The sequence below is a fragment of the Roseovarius sp. S88 genome, assembly GCF_037023735.1.
GTDB lineage: Bacteria > Pseudomonadota > Alphaproteobacteria > Rhodobacterales > Rhodobacteraceae > Roseovarius > Roseovarius phycicola.
In genome coordinates this window covers 1,515,459-1,533,246 of sequence record NZ_CP146069.1, presented here as the reverse complement: position 1 = coordinate 1,533,246, position 17,788 = coordinate 1,515,459, and the positions used below count along the sequence as shown (strand labels likewise).

14 protein-coding genes are annotated in these 17,788 nt (G+C 57.5%); 5 read left to right on the top strand and 9 right to left on the bottom strand.

Features of this window, described 5'->3' with window-relative positions:
• Positions 1-22: 22 nt before the first annotated feature.
• Genes RZ517_RS07775 through RZ517_RS07765 form a run of 3 tightly spaced genes read left to right on the top strand, consistent with a single transcriptional unit; the run spans position 23 to position 3,969 of the window.
• On the top strand, positions 23-991 hold the full coding sequence (locus RZ517_RS07775) for a tripartite tricarboxylate transporter substrate binding protein (protein ID WP_338550883.1): 969 nt from the start codon (positions 23-25) through the stop codon (positions 989-991).
• Positions 992-1,051: 60 nt separating this feature from the next.
• Complete coding sequence (sauS, locus tag RZ517_RS07770) at positions 1,052-2,455, top strand: acylating sulfoacetaldehyde dehydrogenase (protein ID WP_338550882.1); 1,404 nt, start codon at positions 1,052-1,054, stop codon at positions 2,453-2,455.
• Positions 2,452-3,969: an AMP-binding protein gene (locus tag RZ517_RS07765; RefSeq protein ID WP_338550881.1), complete on the top strand. Its 1,518-nt coding sequence runs from the start codon at positions 2,452-2,454 to the stop codon at positions 3,967-3,969. Before sauS ends, RZ517_RS07765 begins: the two co-directional genes overlap by 4 nt.
• 41 nt (positions 3,970-4,010) lie before the next feature.
• Here RZ517_RS07765 and RZ517_RS07760 read toward each other — a convergent pair whose 3' ends face one another.
• From RZ517_RS07760 to RZ517_RS07730, 7 genes are all read right to left on the bottom strand, one after another.
• Entirely contained in the window at positions 4,011-5,654 is a 1,644-nt protein-coding gene (locus tag RZ517_RS07760; RefSeq protein WP_338550880.1) for an NAD(P)-binding protein, read from the bottom strand.
• Positions 5,654-6,700, bottom strand: coding sequence for a thiamine pyrophosphate-dependent enzyme (locus RZ517_RS07755; protein WP_338550879.1), 1,047 nt, complete (start codon positions 6,698-6,700; stop codon positions 5,654-5,656). Before RZ517_RS07755 ends, RZ517_RS07760 begins: the two co-directional genes overlap by 1 nt.
• A gap of 12 nt (positions 6,701-6,712) precedes the next feature.
• Positions 6,713-7,987 (bottom strand): transketolase C-terminal domain-containing protein, encoded by a 1,275-nt coding sequence (locus RZ517_RS07750; protein ID WP_338550878.1) that lies wholly within the window; start codon positions 7,985-7,987, stop codon positions 6,713-6,715.
• A complete protein-coding gene (locus tag RZ517_RS07745) occupies positions 7,980-8,555 on the bottom strand; it encodes a 2-oxoacid:acceptor oxidoreductase family protein (RefSeq protein WP_338550877.1) in 576 nt (191 codons plus the stop codon). The genes RZ517_RS07750 and RZ517_RS07745 overlap by 8 nt, the downstream gene beginning before the upstream one ends.
• A gap of 10 nt (positions 8,556-8,565) precedes the next feature.
• Entirely contained in the window at positions 8,566-10,284 is a 1,719-nt protein-coding gene (dld, locus tag RZ517_RS07740) for a D-lactate dehydrogenase (RefSeq protein WP_338550876.1), read from the bottom strand.
• 12 nt (positions 10,285-10,296) lie between these two features.
• The gene (locus RZ517_RS07735; RefSeq protein WP_338550875.1) at positions 10,297-12,363 is read right to left on the bottom strand and encodes a TRAP transporter large permease subunit; all 2,067 of its coding nucleotides are present in this window, start codon (positions 12,361-12,363) and stop codon (positions 10,297-10,299) included.
• 139 nt (positions 12,364-12,502) lie between these two features.
• Positions 12,503-13,555 carry a TRAP transporter substrate-binding protein gene (locus RZ517_RS07730; RefSeq protein WP_338550874.1) on the bottom strand — a complete coding sequence of 351 codons (1,053 nt, stop codon included), beginning with the start codon at positions 13,553-13,555 and terminating at the stop codon, positions 12,503-12,505.
• Positions 13,556-13,772: 217 nt separating this feature from the next.
• On the opposite strand from RZ517_RS07730, the gene RZ517_RS07725 reads away from it, so the two are divergent.
• The gene (locus tag RZ517_RS07725; RefSeq protein ID WP_338550873.1) at positions 13,773-14,552 is read left to right on the top strand and encodes a FadR/GntR family transcriptional regulator; all 780 of its coding nucleotides are present in this window, start codon (positions 13,773-13,775) and stop codon (positions 14,550-14,552) included.
• Positions 14,553-14,555: 3 nt separating this feature from the next.
• Here the strand turns inward: RZ517_RS07725 and RZ517_RS07720 are convergent, their stop codons facing one another.
• Entirely contained in the window at positions 14,556-15,782 is a 1,227-nt protein-coding gene (locus RZ517_RS07720) for a serine hydrolase domain-containing protein (RefSeq protein WP_338550872.1), read from the bottom strand.
• Between the two features lie 187 nt (positions 15,783-15,969).
• Between RZ517_RS07720 and RZ517_RS07715 the strand changes: the two genes are divergently transcribed.
• Positions 15,970-16,551, top strand: a complete 582-nt coding sequence (locus RZ517_RS07715; protein WP_338550871.1) for an outer membrane protein — start codon at positions 15,970-15,972, stop codon at positions 16,549-16,551.
• 59 nt (positions 16,552-16,610) lie between these two features.
• Here RZ517_RS07715 and RZ517_RS07710 read toward each other — a convergent pair whose 3' ends face one another.
• Positions 16,611-17,717: a patatin-like phospholipase family protein gene (locus RZ517_RS07710; protein WP_338550870.1), complete on the bottom strand. Its 1,107-nt coding sequence runs from the start codon at positions 17,715-17,717 to the stop codon at positions 16,611-16,613.
• Positions 17,718-17,788 lie beyond the last annotated feature (71 nt).

Genomic DNA, 17,788 nt, shown 5'->3' with positions numbered 1-17,788 from the left:
TCACACCAAGGGAGGAAAACCTATGAAGAAACTACTTGCAGCGGCATCCATTGCCTTAATGGGCCTGACAGGCGGCGCATTTGCCGATGGTCATGCGGAATACCCTGACCGTCCTGTGATGCTGATGGTCAGCTATGGCGCCGGGGGTGCCACCGACTTTCAGGCGCGTATCGTGACCATGACGGCAGGCAACGAGGATGCGCTTGGCATGCCTATTGCCATCATCAACAAACCCGGTGCGGGCGGTCGGGTCGGCTGGAACTGGTTTGCCACGCAGGCCGATGCGGATGGCTATACGCTGGCGGCCTACAACGTGCCGCACTTCATCGCGCAGTCCATTGAGGGCGGCGTGGAGTATTCTACCGAAAACTTTGAGCCCATCGCCAACTGGGGCGCCGACCCAGCGGTTTTTGTTGTCGCCGCTGACAGCGAGTTCAACTCAATGGAAGACGTGGTGAACTACGCCAAGGAAAACCCTGGAAAGCTTACCTTTTCCGGTGCGGGCCTCTTTGTGGGTCACCACATTGCAGCGCTTCAGCTTGAAAAAGCTGCAGGCGTAAAGCTGGCCTATATTCCCAACAACAAGGGTGGTGCGGGTGCCATGAAAGCCGTGATTGCGGGCGAAGTGCTGGGCGGGGTCAACAACCTCTCGGATGCCTTTCGTGCGCGCGAAGCGGGCAATGTAAAAATCCTCGGCGTTTTTGATCTGGAGCGCAACGAGTTCCTTGAAGACGTGCCAACGATGAAAGAGCAAGGCTTCGATATCGACAACGCGTCGGTGAATTTCCGCGGCGTTATGGTGCCCAAGGGCACGCCACAAGGCATCATCGACAAGCTGGCTGAGACCGTGCCCGCGATGTTCGAAAACGCCCGTGTGGCCAAGCGCATGAAGGCGGGCGGCAGTCCAATGCACATCATGACCCGCGACGAGGTGCTTGCGATGTGGAAAGCCCGCGAAGAGACGCTCAAAGAGCTGCTCGCAGGTCTTTAAACCAACCGTAGGGTGGGTTTGAAACCCACCCTACCCCAACACAAACGGACATGACCCGACATGAATGCCCCTGATCCCATTGCAGAGCTTGATGCCATCGTAGCGCGTGCACGCGCAGCACAGGCGCGGTATGAGGCTGAGGGTAGTCAGACACGTTATGACCGCGCGGCACAGGCCGCTGCCTGGGCGATCATGGAACCGGGGCGCAATGAGACCCTGGCCAAGCTCGCGGTTGAAACGACCGGGCTGGGCAATGTGCCGGACAAGATCACCAAGAACCATCGCAAGACTCTAGGTCTGATGCGCGACATCAAGGATGTAAAAACCTTTGGTGTTATCCGCGATGATGCAGAAACAGGAATTACCGAGATTGCGCGTCCCATGGGGGTCATCGGCGCGATTGTGCCCTCAACCAACCCGGCGGCGACGCCGGCGAACAACATCATTAACGCGCTGAAATGCGGCAATGCCATCGTCGTGGCCCCGTCGCCCAAGGGCGTGGCCTCTTGCGAAAAACTACTTGAGTTCATTCACGCGGAATTCGCCAAGATCGGGGAAAACCCCGATTTGGTGCAAGTGATCCCAGCCCCTGGATCGAAGGAGAAAACTCAACGCCTGATGGAAACCTGCGACAAGGTCGTGGCCACGGGCAGTCAGAACAACGTTGTGCGGGCTCAGACCTGCGGCACGCCTGCGGTGGCGGTGGGCGCAGGCAATGTCACTGTGATCGTGGACGAAACCGCCGATCTCGATCAGGCTGCAGAGAAAATCCGGGCCTCCAAGACCTTTGACAACGCCACATCTTGTTCGTCGGAGAACGCTGTGGTGGTCGTGGACGCGGTCTATGACGCCTTTGTCGCCGCCATGGCGCGCGCGGGTGGCGCGGTGGTCGAGGATGAGGCGGGTATCGTGGCGCGGCTCTGGCCTGATGGGCATCTCAACCGCGCGGTCATCGCGCAGGATGCCGACAAGATGATCACGGCGCTTGGACTCAAAGATGCGGTACCTGACGGCACGGAATACATCGCTGTGCCCACCAACGGCATCGGCCCGGATCATCCACTAAGCGGCGAGAAACTCAGCCGGGTTCTGGCGCTCTATCGTGCGCAGGATTTTGACGATGCGGTTGCGATCACACGGGCCATTCAAAACCATCAGGGCGCAGGACATTCGATCGGCCTGCATTCATCCAAAGACGACCGCGCGCACAGGCTCGCGCGGGAAATCCCAACAAGCCGCATCATCGTCAATCAGGCGCATACCTTTGCCACAGGCGGGTCTTTCACCAACGGAATGCCGTTTTCACTCTCGATGGGTTGCGGGGCGTGGGGCGGCAATGCGGTGGATGAGAATGTGCACTGGAAGCATTTTCTGCAAACCACTAAGATCATTCGTGAAATTCCAGCATGCGAACCCAGCCTAGAGGACATCTTCGCTGAGTATTGGGACGTTGCAGGGCAATGATTCTGTCGCGCACAACGCCGCCTGAGGGAACTGTTCGCGATTGGCTTGACGCGCGGGCGGCGTCGGGCGGCGTCGCAGTGGTGTTGCCGGAAGACGGACAAACGCAAAGTTGGCGCGACTTGCGTGATGGCGCACAGGCCTTCGCTGCGCAACTGACCGCCATTGGCTGCGGCAAAGGCGAAAGTGTTGCGGTGGTTGCCCCCAACAGTTTTGAAAGCCTTTTGGCGTTTTATGGCGCGCTCTATGGTGGGTTTCGCGCCACGATGATTAACCTGGCCGCTGGACGGGATGCCATTGCCTATGCGCTGGATCATTCCGAGGCACGGTTTGGCTATGTGCATCCAGACTGCACTGCACTTTTTGACGCGGCAAATGATGCTGGCGTGATCGCCCTTCCCCTGAAGGGCCATGCCACAGCCCAACTGCATGAGATCATGCCCGGTGATGACGCGCTCTTAATGTACACATCCGGCACTACGGGGCGTCCCAAAGGTGTGCTTCACAGCCATGCAAGTCTTCTGGCCGGTGGATGGACCACAGCCATCGCACATGATCTCGGGCCGCAGGATCGCGGGTTTTGCGTTTTGCCGGTCTACCACATCAACGGGCTGTGCGTGACGGTCATAGGCAGCCTGGTGTCAGGTGGATCGCTTGCGATTGTGCCAAAGTTCTCGGCTTCAAAGTTCTGGGAACAGGCGGACGATGCAGAGATCACGTGGTTCTCCGTGGTGCCAACGATCATCTCGCATCTTCTGCATGGATCGGCGGAACCAGCCGCAGCGTGCCGCGCGCGGATGCGATTTGGCCGCTCAGCCTCCTCGGCACTGGCGGTTGAGACGCAGTCATCCTTTGAAGCCCGGTTTGGAATTCCCATTGTTGAGACCATGGGGCTCACAGAAACTGCAGCGCAAATTCTCTCAAACCCCCTGCCCCCAGGCGTCCGTAAAATTGGCTCACCGGGCATCGCCTTTGGCTGCGAAGTGGACATTCAGGATGGCGCGGGAGCGTCCGTGCCTGTTGAGACAGAAGGCGAGATCGTGGTGCGTGGACCCAACGTCATGCGCGGGTATCTCAAGAACCCGGACGCTACGGCTGACACCTTTCGAAACGGCTGGCTCCGGACGGGTGATCTGGCGCGGAAAGATGCGGAAGGTTACGTCTTTGTCACTGGCAGGTTGAAAGAGTTGATCATCAAGGGCGGAGAGAACATCGCCCCGCGAGAGGTCGATGAAGCGCTCTATACGCATCCAGACGTGGTAGAGGCCGCCGCTTTTGCCCGGTCTTGTGAACGTTACGGAGAAACCATAGAAGCGGCTGTGCGCGTTCGGGACGGCTCGGGGCTCACGTCTGCGGCCTTGTTGAACATCTGTCAGGAACGTCTAGGGTCTTTCAAAACCCCTGACACTGTGCATTTCCTTGATGAATTGCCAAAAGGCCCTTCTGGCAAAATACAGCGTCTCAAGCTGGCCAGCCTTATCAGCGCTGATATGCAGGTGACAACGCCCGGAAAGTAGACCCGGGCGTGGTCATTTTTAGGTACTACACCAGAAAAAAATCAGATCTCCTCGGGCTCCATTTTGATGGCACCGCATGGGCATTCAGCCGCGCAAATGCCGCAGCCCTTGCAGTAGTCATAATCAAACTCAAACCGTTTGCCCGGCCCCAGCTTGATCACCGCATTGTCCGGGCAGACGCCATAGCAGTTGTCGCACTCAAAACAGTTGCCGCAACTCAGACAACGGCGCGCCTCGTAGAGCGCATTGGTTTCATCAAGCCCGTCTACGACTTCGCCAAAAGTCGATTTGCGGCGTTCGATGTCCAGCATTTGCTGCACGGTTTCTGGCGCGTCGGTATAATACCACGGGTTCAGCTTGTCGAAATCAGCGATCTCGGGCTTCTCCGGCTTGGTGTAGGTATCCGCCTGAAGCCAGGCGTGGATGGCGCGTGCGGCGTGTTTGCCGTGGCCGACCGCAACCGTCACTGTCCGCTCGGAGGGCACCATATCGCCGCCAGCAAAGACACCGGGATGGCCGGTCATGAACTGGTTGTTCACCTGGATGGTTTTATCAGCAATCTCAACGCCTTCCAGCTTTTCAACAAAGCTGGTGTCAACGTTCTGACCCAGTGCCATCACAACGGTATCGGCCTCCAGCTCATCCATCTCGCCGGTGGGTTGTGGACGGCCGTTTTCGTCAAGCTCCATGCGCTCGACCATGACCTTGCCGCCTTCATCCATCTCCTTGATGGTGGTCAGCCAGTTCACGATCACACCTTCTTCAATGGCTTCTTCCATCTCAAAATCATGTGCGGGCATCTGGTCGCGTGTGCGGCGATAGACGATGATCGCCTCTTCGGCCCCCATACGTTTGGCGGTCCGGGCCACGTCCACGGCGGTGTTGCCGCCACCGTAAACCACAACGCGACGACCCAGCATGGGCTTGTCTTCGGCGGTTTCCATATCACGCAGCACGCCCACGGCGTCGAGGACACGGCCTGCATCTGCCGCCGGGATGTTCACCCGGTTGGCCAGATGCGCGCCGATCGCGAGGAAGACAGCATCAAAGCCTCCTGCCTCTTTCTCCGCGGCAATGTCCTCGACGCGTTTGTTGAGCACAAACTCCACGCCCATGTCTTCGATCCGCTTGATGTTGGCTTCGACCACATCACGGGGCAAACGGTAGGCGGGAATGCCAAAGCGCATCATGCCACCGGCCACAGGTCCAGCCTCATAGATCGTGACCGAATGGCCCAGACGGCGCAGATGATAGGCCGCAGAGAGACCCGAAGGCCCAGAGCCGACAACAAGGATCTTCTTGCCCGACAACTCAGACGGCACGCGCGGCACCCAGCCGAGTTTCCGCGATTGGTCATCAAGGAACCGCTCAACGGCGTGGATGGACACGGGCGAGTCGATGTCCTTGCGGTTGCATGCGCTTTCACAAGGGTGATAGCACGCGCGCCCCATGATGCCCGGCAGCGGGTTGTTCTTCATGATTTCTTGCCAGGCGTCTTCGTAGTTGCCCTCCTCGGCCAACGCGAGCCAGGCCTGGATATTCTCACCCGCAGGACAAGCGTTGTTGCAGGGTGGCAGACGGTCCAGATAGACCGGACGCTCGGTCCGCCAGCTGCCGGTGTGATTGTCCAGCGACGTGCCGACATCCACGGTGATGGCGAAAGGGGCTGTGGTTGGAAGGGTCATTAGACGGTCTCCTCTTCCGGGCGCAGCAGGTCATACTCCGCGATGTTGTAGTCACACATGGCCTGAAGCTTTTTGATGGCCTCGGCCCCGGCATCTGTTTTGAACAGATGGGCAAAGCGGCGTTGTGGTTTGAGATATTGCTCGATCGGGACACGGCTGCGGATCGGGCGCGTGGCCGTCACCTGACCATGCTCGGCCTCAAAGAGCGGGAACATACCCGTCTCGACCACAAGGCGGGCCAGATTGATCGTGCTGTTCGACGCACAGCCCCACCCAAGCGGGCACGGTACGTAGACGTGGATGTAGCGCGCGCCCTTGAAGCTCATGGCCTTTTCAACCTTGGCCTCAAGATCCTGCAGATAGGCAACAGACGCGGTAGCAACGTAAGGAATATTGTGCGCCATGGCGATCTTGGGCAGGTTTTTACCTGTGCCAAAGACATTGCCGGGATAGGCTTCACCGGCAGGCATTGTGGTCGCGGTACGCGCGCCGCCCGGCGTCGCACCGGATCTCTGCACGCCAGTGTTCATGTAAGCTTCGTTGTCATAGCAAATATAGAGCACGTCATCGTTGCGCTCGAACATGCCGCTGAGGCACCCAAAGCCGATATCCACCGTGCCGCCATCACCACCCTGGGCGATCACGCGGGTGTTGCGGCCCTTGGCTTTCATCGCCGCCTGCATGCCACTGGCGACGGCGGGTGCATTGCCAAAGAGCGAGTGCATCCAGGGCATTTGCCAGCTGGTTTCAGGATAAGGCGTTGTGAACACCTCCAGACAACCCGTGGCATTGGCTGCGATCATGTCGCCGCCTGTCATGCGCATCGCGGTATCCAGCGCATAGCGCGCGCCCAGCGCTTCGCCGCAACCCTGACAGGCCCGGTGGCCCGAGGTGATGGCGTTGGAGCGGTTCATCGACGACTGAACATTGCGCTCATCGGCATCCACCAGACGGTTGCCCACGGTAAAGGTGCCCTTCTGATAGAATTTCACCTTCTGATCGGCGGGAATGTCGTCTGCTGTGCGAAGTTTTGGAATCTCGTTCATCGCTCTGCCCCCTTATTCGGCTGCATGGCCAGCCGCGCCGCCATGGGCGGTGTCGACCTGGATGTTTTTCAGGATGCTTTCTGCTGTGGGGCCAGACGCGATCTGAGCGCGTTGACGCTCCAGTTCGGCATTCACGATGTCCCATTGCAGATCGAGGAACTCGACAGGCTCAAGTTTACCGGCCAATGCCCGGTCAAAGAGCTTGTGCAGCGAGGGCATCGTGATGGGACGCCCGCCAAGGCCAGCAACCACTGTATTCACATGCGTGCGCGTGCCTTGCAGTGCCATCATGACGTTGTTGGCCACAACCCCGCCGAAGCCCACGGCAAAGCTTTTCTCAAGCACCACCACTTCTTTGGCGCTGGCCAGAACCTTGCGCAGTTCGGCGGTTGGGAAGGGCCGGAACGAGCCGATGGTCACAACACCGATTTTCTTGCCTGCCTCACGCATCTCATCGACGGTATCCTTCACCGTGCCCGCCACCGAGCCCAGCGTCACGATGATCGTGTCAGCATCCTCGGTTTGGTACTTGCGAAGAAGGCCGCCGCTGTCGCGTCCGAAAATCTCTTGGAATTCAGCTGCAATCTCGGGGATCACATTGAGCGCCTGCATCTGCTTGTCATGCGCCAGATAGCGCACTTCGGTGAATGCCTCTGGGCCAACCATGGCGCCAATCGAGTACGGATTGGCAGGGTCCAGAACCTGCTGCGGCTCAAACGGAGGCAGGAAGGCGTCAACCTGTTCCTGACTTGGCATTTCAACCCGCTCATAGGCATGCGTGAGGATAAACCCGTCCATACAAACCATGACCGGTTGGCTCAGCCGTTCGGCAATCTTGAAAGCCTGAATATGAAGGTCCAGCGCCTCTTGATTGGTTTCGGCAAATATCTGAATCCAGCCCGCATCACGCATGGACATGCTGTCGGTATGGTCATTCCAGATGTTGATCGGCGCACCAATGGCGCGGTTGGCCACGGTCATCACGATCGGCAGGCCCAGACCGGATGCGTTGTAAACCGCCTCGGCCATAAAGAGCAGGCCTTGGCTGGCGGTGGCAGTATAGGTGCGTGCGCCACAAGCCGACGACCCGATACAGGCCGACAACGCGGCAAACTCGGATTCCACGTTCATGTATTCGCAGGTGCCAACTTTGCCTTCGCGCACCAGCTCGCCACAATGTTCCACGATGTGGGTTTGTGGGCTGATGGGATAGGCGCAGATCACCTCGGGGCGGCAGAGCGCCACGGCCTCGGCAACGGCCTGGCTGCCTTCCATTTGTTTAAGCATCTTGAAGCTCCTCTCCCAAGGCTGCGGCATGCGCGGCCCGTGCCGCGGCGATGTTGCCCTCGGCAATTTTGCCGCCAAATTTCGTGCCAATGGCCTTTTCCACGCTCTCAAGGCTGATCTGGCCCGCCTCTGCAGCAAATGCCCCGAGCAGGGCCGCGTTTGGCACGGGACGACCGACGTGTTTCTTGGCTAATCCAGACGCATTGACGCCCACCACGTGGCCCTCTGGCAAATGCGAAACCTTGTCGGCGATGCCAAGTTCGTGCCAATCCTTCGTCGAGTTGATCAGAACATACCCATCCGGTTTCAGCCCCTGAAACACATCCAGCGCGTGAAAAAGTGTCGGATCCTGAATAATCAGGCAGTCCGGCTCCAGAATAGGCTCGCGACGGCGGATTTCCTTGTCGTCCAGACGGCAAAAGCTGACCACCGGCGCGCCGGTGCGCTCTGACCCAAAGGACGGGAACGCCTGTGCGTGTTTGCCTTCGACAAACCCCGCGATTGAGAGCATCTCAGCGGCGGTCACAACGCCCTGCCCTCCGCGTCCGTGTAATCTGACCTGGAACATCGTGTTCTCCTTATTCGGCGACTGCCGGCATATGGTTACAGCCGCATTCCGCACCGTAGTGCTTGGCGCGAGACGTCTTGCCGATGCCGGGATTGAAAGAATTGGTGGGATCGAGTTCTTTGTAGTGTGCGGCCAGCGCAGGCTTGGCCTCATAAAGATGCCCGACATTGTGTTCTGCTGGATATTCCGCGCCACGCGTGTCCAGAAGGGCCAGCATCTTGGCCTTCACAGCCTTGGCGTCGACCCCTTTGCGCAGGATGTAGTCCTGATGGAACACATGGCACAGGAAATGTCCGTAATAGAGCTTGCCCACCAGATCGCGTTCGATCTCTTCCGGCAGGGTTTCCAGCCACTCGCGATCATTGCGCTTGAGCGCGATGTCGAGCGCCAGAACATCCTCGGTTGTGGACGTGTTGACGGCATGCATGCGCATCGCGGCACCCGCAGCTGCAAACCGGTGCAGCATTGCCTTTTTGGTCTCCATCTCGTCGCAGAGAAACCACCCTTCGGCACCAACCGTGTCGTTGAGAATTGTCTCTGTGTCGGCGGCGGTATGGCCCGACACCTTCAGGATCAAGTGATGTTCAAACAGATCCCGGAATTGCATCAAACGTTTGGGCAATGCCTCGGGCACGAGCCTGCTTAGCCCCTGCATGACACGGTCCACGAGGTTCTTGGGCAGGAACGGAATTTTGTTCAGACGTGCGTCCAGCGCGCCCTTGGCTGCAAAGAAAAAGGGCAAACGGTCGGTTCCAAACCAGTGGATCATCAACAGCGTGTCCTTCCCATAGCGGCGAGCAATGTCGAAACACTCCCGATGAAGGTATTCGCCGCTTACTGGCACCTCCTTGAGATTTGTTAAGACTTGGCGCCGCAATTCTGTTAGGGCCGCCGGGCTGTTGGCGCCGATGTAATACACCTTTTCGCCCTGCTCGATCGGAAAGGTATCGAGCCGCACAGCAAAGACGGCCAGTTTGCCCGCACATCCCGACGCCTCATAAAGCCCTTCGGGGTTGGCGTTGTAGCGCGCCGGGCTGTCGGCATCGATATCCGCTACTTTTTGGGCGTAGGTGTCGTCCGATCCGCGACCCGCGTCCGCCTGGATCGCGCTAGGGTCAATTTCGCCGCGATCCAGACGTCCAAGCATCTCTTCGGGCGTGTTGCCCAAATCAATGCCAAGGTGGTTTACCAATTGAAGCTCGCCGCCCGAGGTGATCTGTGCATAGAGCGACAGCTCGGTATACACCGGTCCGCGTCGTACCAAAGAGCCACCGGAATTGTTGCACACCCCGCCCAGCACCGACGCGCCAATGCAGGATGATCCAATGACTGAATGTGGCTGACGGCCCAAGGGTTTGAGCAGTTTTTCCAGTTGAAACAGCGTGCCGCCCGGTTGGCTCACGATCTGGCGGCCTTCGTCGATCAGATGCACTTTGTTCATACGCAAGGTCGAGAGGATCACCACATCCCGGTCATAGCTGTCTTTGGGCGTCGAGCCTTCTGTCAGCCCTGTATTGGCCGCCTGCATGATCAGGATTTTGTCGGCCGCTACGCAGGCCTGCAGCAGTTTCCACATTTCAACCAGTGTGCCGGGGATGACCACGGCAATGGCTTCGCCTTCACCAGAGCGGAACCCTTTGCGATACCGCTCTGTCTGGCTCTCGGAGGTCAGGACATATTTGGCCCCGACGATCTCTTTGAAGGTCTTGATCAGGTCTTGGTTGTCCATGTCGTCGCCTCCTTAATAGGCCGCTGATGGCAGCCAGGTTGTCAGCCACGGCATCACGAAGACGAGGATCAGGCAGAGGATCTGCAGGAGCACGAAGGGCACCACGCCTTTGTAGATGTCGGTGAGTTTCACGTCCGGCGGGCATACGCCTTTGAGGTAGAAGAGCGAGAAGCCCACGGGCGGTGTCAGAAAGCTGGTTTGCAGCGTCACAGCCACCAGGATCACAAACCAGATCAGAGCAGGTTCATCGATCACACCGTAGCCTGGAATGTCGAGGCCAAGACCCATCACAACAGGCCCCATCAGCGGCAGGACGATCAGGGTGATTTCGATCCAGTCGAGGAAGAAGCCCAAGAGGAAGCAGATGAACAGGATGAACAGGATCGTGCCGTTCGGGCCAAAGCCGGTCGCTGTGATCAGGTGTTCAATGAATTCATCCCCGCCTAGCTCGCGCAGTACGAAGGAAAAGACCGTCGCACCCAGGAAGATGGCAAAGATATAGGCGGTGGAGTTGAACGTGGCTTTGCACACATTCCACAGCTTGGTGAGATTCAGCTTGCGATACGCGACAGCGAGCAAGGTTGCACCGATGGCGCCGATGCCAGAGGCTTCGGTCGGAGTGGTGATACCGGCAAAGATCGAGCCCAGCACAGCTAGGATCAGACCCAGCGGCGGCAGTACGGCTAGCATCACTTCTTTCACCGCATCCCAATCAGGGCGCTTTGCACCGTCCGGAACAGGGGCCGCAGCACGGTTCAACTGCGCCACGATGAAGATGTAGACCAAGTAAAGCGAGCCGAGCAGAACACCGGGCAGCATAGCCGCCATAAAGAGGTCCCCTACGCTTAGCGCCATCTGGTCGGCCATGATCACCAACATAATGGATGGTGGGATCAGAATGCCCAGTGTGCCAGAGGCGGCAATTGTGCCGGTGGCCAAGGTCTTGGAATACTTGTTCAGCATCATTGTGGGCAATGACAACACCCCCAAGAGGACCACCGACGCGCCCACAATCCCGGTTGACGCAGCCAGCACGATGCCGATCAGCGTCACAGTGATGGCCAGGCCACCGCGAACAGTGCCAAAGAGACGTGTCATGGCGTTCATCAGGCGCTCAGCGACACCGGATTCGTCCAGCATCAGACCCATGAAGATAAACATCGGCAGGGCCACCAGCACGGCGTTGGACATGGTCGCATATACCCGGTTCACCACCGCGCCGAGCGTTAAGTAGTCAATCCCGGTGAAGGTGCTTTCCAACCCGGTCCAGAGCATCAGATCATTGTCGAAAAGATATGCGGCCAGACCAAAAATCATGCCGGTGCCTGCGAGCGTCCAGGCCACGGGGAAACCGGTGAAAAGCAACCCGATAAAGGTCATGAACATGCCCATGACCATCATTTCTTCGGTGGTTTCAACGGTGAATTTCAGCACCCAGGCCACAGCCATAGTGGCGGCGAACACACCCGCCACAAGAAGGATCGAACGTCCTTCGCGCTCTTCAGGGCGGTTGGCGAAAAGCGCGTGCACGTCATGGATCAGGCGGGCGACAGCGGCCAGCGCCAGCATCGCGAAGCTAATGGGAATGACCGCCTTGAACGCCCAGAGCCACGGCAGGCCAGTGGCAGAGGACGAGCTTTCATTGACGCGGAAGCTTTCGTAGAAATAGTCGTACCCTTGATCAATCATCAGATAAACGAAGGGCGAGAGGAGCAGCAGAATGCCTAGCACCTCGACCACGCGTTGCGCCCGACGGCTGAGCTGCATGTGAAGCAGATCGACCCGGACGTGGCTGTCAGTCACCATCGCGTAAGAGACACCGAACATCGTCACAAGCCCGTAGAGATGCCATTGCAACTCATCGAGCTTGGGGAAATTCAAGTTGAAGGCATAGCGCATCACCACCTGGCTTACGATGGCAGCGATCAGAATGAGGTTGGCCAACATAACGACGTGACCAACGGTCTTGATCATATTGTCCAGGAAAACAGCGAGTCCCTGACGATCGCCTTCGGGATGCTCGATCAGCTGTTCGTAGGTTGCGGCCACATCGCCGTCATATTGCGTTTGCATAGTCATGAGATGTGCCCCTTCGCATCTTTAGGTCGGCGTGGATGTGGCGCGCCCGCCCGGAACCAGGGAGAGAGGAGTTGCTTGTTCCGGACGGGTCACGTGGTTTGCATTGGCCAGAAGCCTCCGGCCAACGCAGATCGCTTTATCAGTTGGTCCGTGGCAGGAAGGCGTTAGCTTCCCACAGGTCGTACTGTGTGCGGAATTCCATCATGTCCGTGTAGACTTCTGCGAAGAATTCGTTGTTGGCGCTTTCTTCGGCGGCCACTTCTTCCCAGGTGTCACGAAAGACCTGAAGCATTTCCGGCGACCATTTGCGGATTTCCACACCGTTTTCTTCGATGTTCTTCTGCAGCGCTTCAAACTGCATTGCCTCGCCTTCAGCAAAGCTGTCGGCCATGGAGGCTTTGCAGGCCTCTGCGAGGATATGCTGATGCTGTTCTGAGGCGTCGTTCCAGACGTCTTTGTTGATCAGCAGCTCAAACACTGTGGCTTGCTGGTGCCAGCCGGGGAAGTAATTGTACTTGACCACTTTGTGGAAGCCCAAGCGTTGGTCGATGGCAGGCATCGAGAACTCGGTCGCGTCAATCGCGCCTTTTTCCAGTGCCGGGAAGATTTCTCCGCCGGGCAGGAGCGACGTCGCCACGCCGAGCTTTTCCATGACTTTTCCGCCCAAACCAAAGAAACGCATCTTCAGACCTTTAAGGTCTTCAGGGCTGTTGATCTCTTTGGCGAACCAGCCGGAGGTTTCCGGGGCGATGACAGCACATGGTAGAACTTTCACGTTATAGCCTGCTTCGTCATACATGCGCTGATAGAGATCCAGGCCGTTGCCATAGTACATCCACGCCATGTATTCGCCGGCCTCAGGGCCAAAAGGCACAGCTGAGAAAAGAGGCGCCGCGGGGATTTTACCGGCCCAGTAGCCTGCCGTTGTGTAGCCCGAGTTGATCTTGCCTGACGAGACAGCGTCCAGAATTTCAAACGCTGGAACCAGCTTGCCTGGCTCGTAGACTTTCATCTTGAGCGTGCCGCCCGACATAATTTGAACTTCTTCAGCGACGCGCGGAATAGGTGTTCCCAGACCTGGCAGTGCGGTCGAGAATGCAACAGGTGTTTTCAGCAAAAGCTTATCGCCTGCAACCGCAGGTGTGGCCGCCAAAGCAGTGGCAAGCACAAGGCTCGTGATGATCGATTTCATGTAATCCTCCAAAAATTAACCCACGCGCCCTGCGTGGCCTCCTCAAGAGGTAAAGTAGATTTACCTCTCGCTGGTTGAGGTTTTAACAAAACGTTAGTGGTTCAAAACTTGATCTAGATCAAAAAACTATATCCCATTGTTTTTATGATATTTATCTTTTTCAAAAAGCCTTGCATGCCAGAAAAGGACAACTTAATTTACCTCTAGAGGTTACAAAATGAGCATCGCAACAACAATTTTTGACAGAATCGATTCTGGGCCGCTGGCGGATATCATTGTGCGTCAGATCGAAGACCTGATCGTGCAACGTGTGCTGAAAGAAGGTGACAGACTCCCATCGGAACGTGAACTGGCCGAAAGGCTAAACGTGTCACGACCCAAGTTGCGGGATGCGCTCAAAACTCTCGAAGAGCGTGGTCTTCTGGCTATCCGGCATGGTGAAGGCACATTTGTCGCGCAGCTCACGGGTCAGGCCATGCAACCGGCGCTCATAGAGCTTTATGCCCGGCATGGGCGCGCCTTTTTCGACTATCTGGAATATCGCCGGGCGCAAGAGGGTCTCGCGGCGCGCCTGGCGGCCGAGCGCGCGACACCAACAGATCGCGTTCAGATCGAACGCCATCTGGCAACTTTGGAAGAGGCAGAGGCGCGCGATGATCTGGAAGCCGCGCGTGAAGCGGATGTGGCGTTTCATGCCAAAATCACCGAGGCCAGCCATAACGCGATGCTGATCCACATGATGGCTTCGATCTATGATCTTACCCGCCGTGGCGTGTTCTATAACCGCGCCCATCTGCGCACGATGGACGGTGCAGGCAAAAAGCTTCTGCAACAGCACCGACTGATCGCGAAAACGGTGTTGTCCGGAGAACCCGATGCCGCCGAGAAAGCCGCGACCGAGCATATGGACTTCGTGGAGAAATCGTTTCGCATTGGCATGCAACAAGTCGAAAGCGAAACCATCGCCCAAAAGCGCGCGGCGGTCAGCGGTGAGTGACCTCTAGAGATCGCGGCCCAGGGCCTGCGCAATGGCGTGGCACGCGGCCAGAAAATCCCTTTTGCGCTCTACGTCCAGAAAATCCGGCCATGTGGAGAGTTTGACAAACACCATGCCCCGTTCCGGTGAGACGTATATGAACTGCCCAAAAACCCCGAGGCTGAGATGCCCCATGCGGTCGGCATCTTCAATCCAGAACTGGTTGCGATAGCGCCCGTTGGGCAGTGCCTCTCGCGATATGTCATTGAAAAGACCATGATCCCCGCTCCGCACATCCTCGACCCAGGCTTTGGGAATGACTTGCCGGTCGCCGACACGGCCGTCATCCAGATAGGCCTGCCCCATCCGGGCAAAATCCCGAAGACTAGCGTTGAAGCCTCCACAAGACAGGGCATACCCTGACGCATCGACCGTAAAGCAGGCTTCTGTTCCGGCTCCCATAGGCTTCCACAAACGTTCAGAGACGATCTGCGGCAGGCGCTGCCCTGTCACACGTTCCATCGCATGCGCCAGAACATCGGTTTCCATCGAGCGATAAACAAACCTTTCGCCATGTTCGGCGTTGCGTTCGGTCAGGGTAAGCATCTGGTCGTGAATACAGCTGGGCCAGTGCTCTTCCTCATAGCCGTCCGGTATGGGTTTCCATCCCGCCGCCACATCCATCTTGCCAATATCGCTGGCCCTGTTGGCATAGTCAGACTCGTCGAATTTCGTGCCCGAAGTCATGTCCATGACCTGTTGCAACGAAGCCCCCGCCCAAGCGGTTTTTGCCAACTCGGGCAGCGGATCAGTCACCGGCGCGCCCGGGTCGAGCAGGCCCTCCTGAATCAAACTGGCCGCCGCTGTCGAGGTCACGGATTTCGACACGGATTGCGCCAGATGCACCGTGCCGGGCGTCATCCCGTTCCAATAGCTTTCATGCACAATCCGCCCGTCGCGCATCACCAAGAAACCGTCGGTATAATCCCGGTCGATCCAGTCCGCGACCGTGGTCTTCCCGTAAGAGGCTTCAAACGGTACATCTTCTATCGTCTCGTATGCCTGCGGCATATCTGATGGGTGCGCCGGGCAAGCAACTGGAGCCGTGGGAAGAAACTCTCGCACATGTTGAAACGCCCAGCGATTCCAGGGAGGTCGGTCCCAATCTAGAAACGGCAATCGCCACTCCGGAGGTGGAGGACTGCCTTGCATGATGGGCGGCGCTGTTTGTGAGTTGATGTAGCTCTTCATCGGGCACCTCTTCTGCACCAAGAATGCTCAAAAATGCTCATTTTGTAAGCAAAAACCGCACCCGGCTTCACAAATTTGAGAGCAACTTTGAAAACCACGGCCAGAAGTAATCCATATACTGAGTTTGCCCGTATTTGGGTTAGTGACCGCCTCCGGAAAGGAGGCAGCGCCAAAAAGAGGATAGATTATGACCAAATATACATTACCCGCAGTGGCATCTTTGCTGGCTGCAAATATGGCGTTTGCCGGAAATACTGTTGCACCTGCTGAAGACCCTGTGCTCACACCTGCTGCGCCTGTGGCCACAACTCCGAACTGGACCGGGTTTTACGTCGGCGGCCAGCTTGGTTATGCGAATGTTGACACCAATGTCGCCGGGGTAGATGGCGATGACATCATTGGCGGCTTCGTGGCAGGCTACGACTATGATCTGGGCAATTGGGTCGTCGGAGCTGGGCTTGACTATGACTTTGCCGATATCGGCCTTGCACCAGGTGTCTCTGTCGAAAACGTATTCCGCGTGAAACTGCGGGGCGGCTACAAAATTGGCAACGGTTTGCTTTATGCGACCGGTGGCTATGCCAATGCTGATACGAGCACGCTCGGCGATGATGACGGCTACTTCATCGGTGCAGGCTATGAGCATTTGATCAGCGATCAGTTTTCGCTCGGTGGCGAACTCCTCTACCACGAGTTTGACAACTTCAATTCCACAGCGATCGACGTGGAAGCCACAACCATCCAGTTGCGCGGCACATTCCGGTTCTAACTGGACCTGAGCCCTAAAGCATGGCCCCTCAAGGCGCAGCCCTTGGGGGGCTTTTCAGTTTATTGGCCCCGCGCCGCACGCTCTGCGTCGAGTTCCAGAACGTTGCTCTCACCGACGCTGCCAACCTCACCAAACAAAGCCTCCACATCAAGCGTGGATGTCACTTCGATCTGATCGAAATTCGCCTTCAGCCACCGGTCGGCGTGCGCCCGCCCAATATCACGCAAATGGCACAAGAAAGCCCATTCCGAATTGAGCTTGGAGGACGCATCAAGTGCCAGCATGTCGTCGCATCCGTCGATCATATGAAGGTAAATCCGGCGGAACTGCTCTTCAGAAAGCTGTCCGTCCTCGATTAAACCGTCGATGAGATCGATGGTTTTCACATCCCGCAGCATGGACGCGTTGAACGTGATCTCATTCAAACGATTCTGAATGTCACGCGCACGTTCCGGAGTGCCGGGGCGTTTCAAAGGGTTGATCTGAACAATCAGGATATCAGGGCTTGGTGAATGGTCGATAAAGGGAAACAACACCGGATTGCCCATAAACCCGCCATCCCAATAGGGCACGCCGTCGATTTCCACCGCCTTGAAAAGATGTGGCAGACAGGCAGAGGCCATAACCACGTCCAGCGTGATCTCGTGACGATGAAACACCCGTGCATGGCCCGTTTCGACATTAGTGGCCGAAATATAGAGCCCCATGTCATCGCAACCCGACACTTTGTCGAAATCGACAAAATCCTCGACCAGATTGCGCAACGGATTGTAACCCAAAGGGTTAAGATCATAAGGCGAGGCCATGCGGCTCAGCAAGTCCATCCAGAGATAGCCGGGGGAATTGTCCAACGACCACGAGCCAGACGCCATATCCCATGGCGTCCGTTTGATCGGGCTGAGCTGCCCGGCCCGGCTCACGGCGTGCCAGAACTCTTCCAACGCCACCTGCGCCCCGCGCGCACCGTCGTCATACATGCCCTGGGTGGCCACAACCGCATTCATCGCCCCGGCGGAGGTGCCACTGATGCCTTCAATCCAAAGCCGGTCTTCTTCGAACATCCGGTCCAGCACGCCCCAGGTGAACGCGCCATGAGACCCGCCGCCCTGCAGTGCGAGGTTGATCGCTTTTTCATGCCGTTTGCTACGCCCATATGCCTTGGCCATGTTCTGCCTTTCGTATGTCTTGACCGCGCCGCCCTTTGAGCGACCTGCTTTTGGTTCACAATAACATAAGG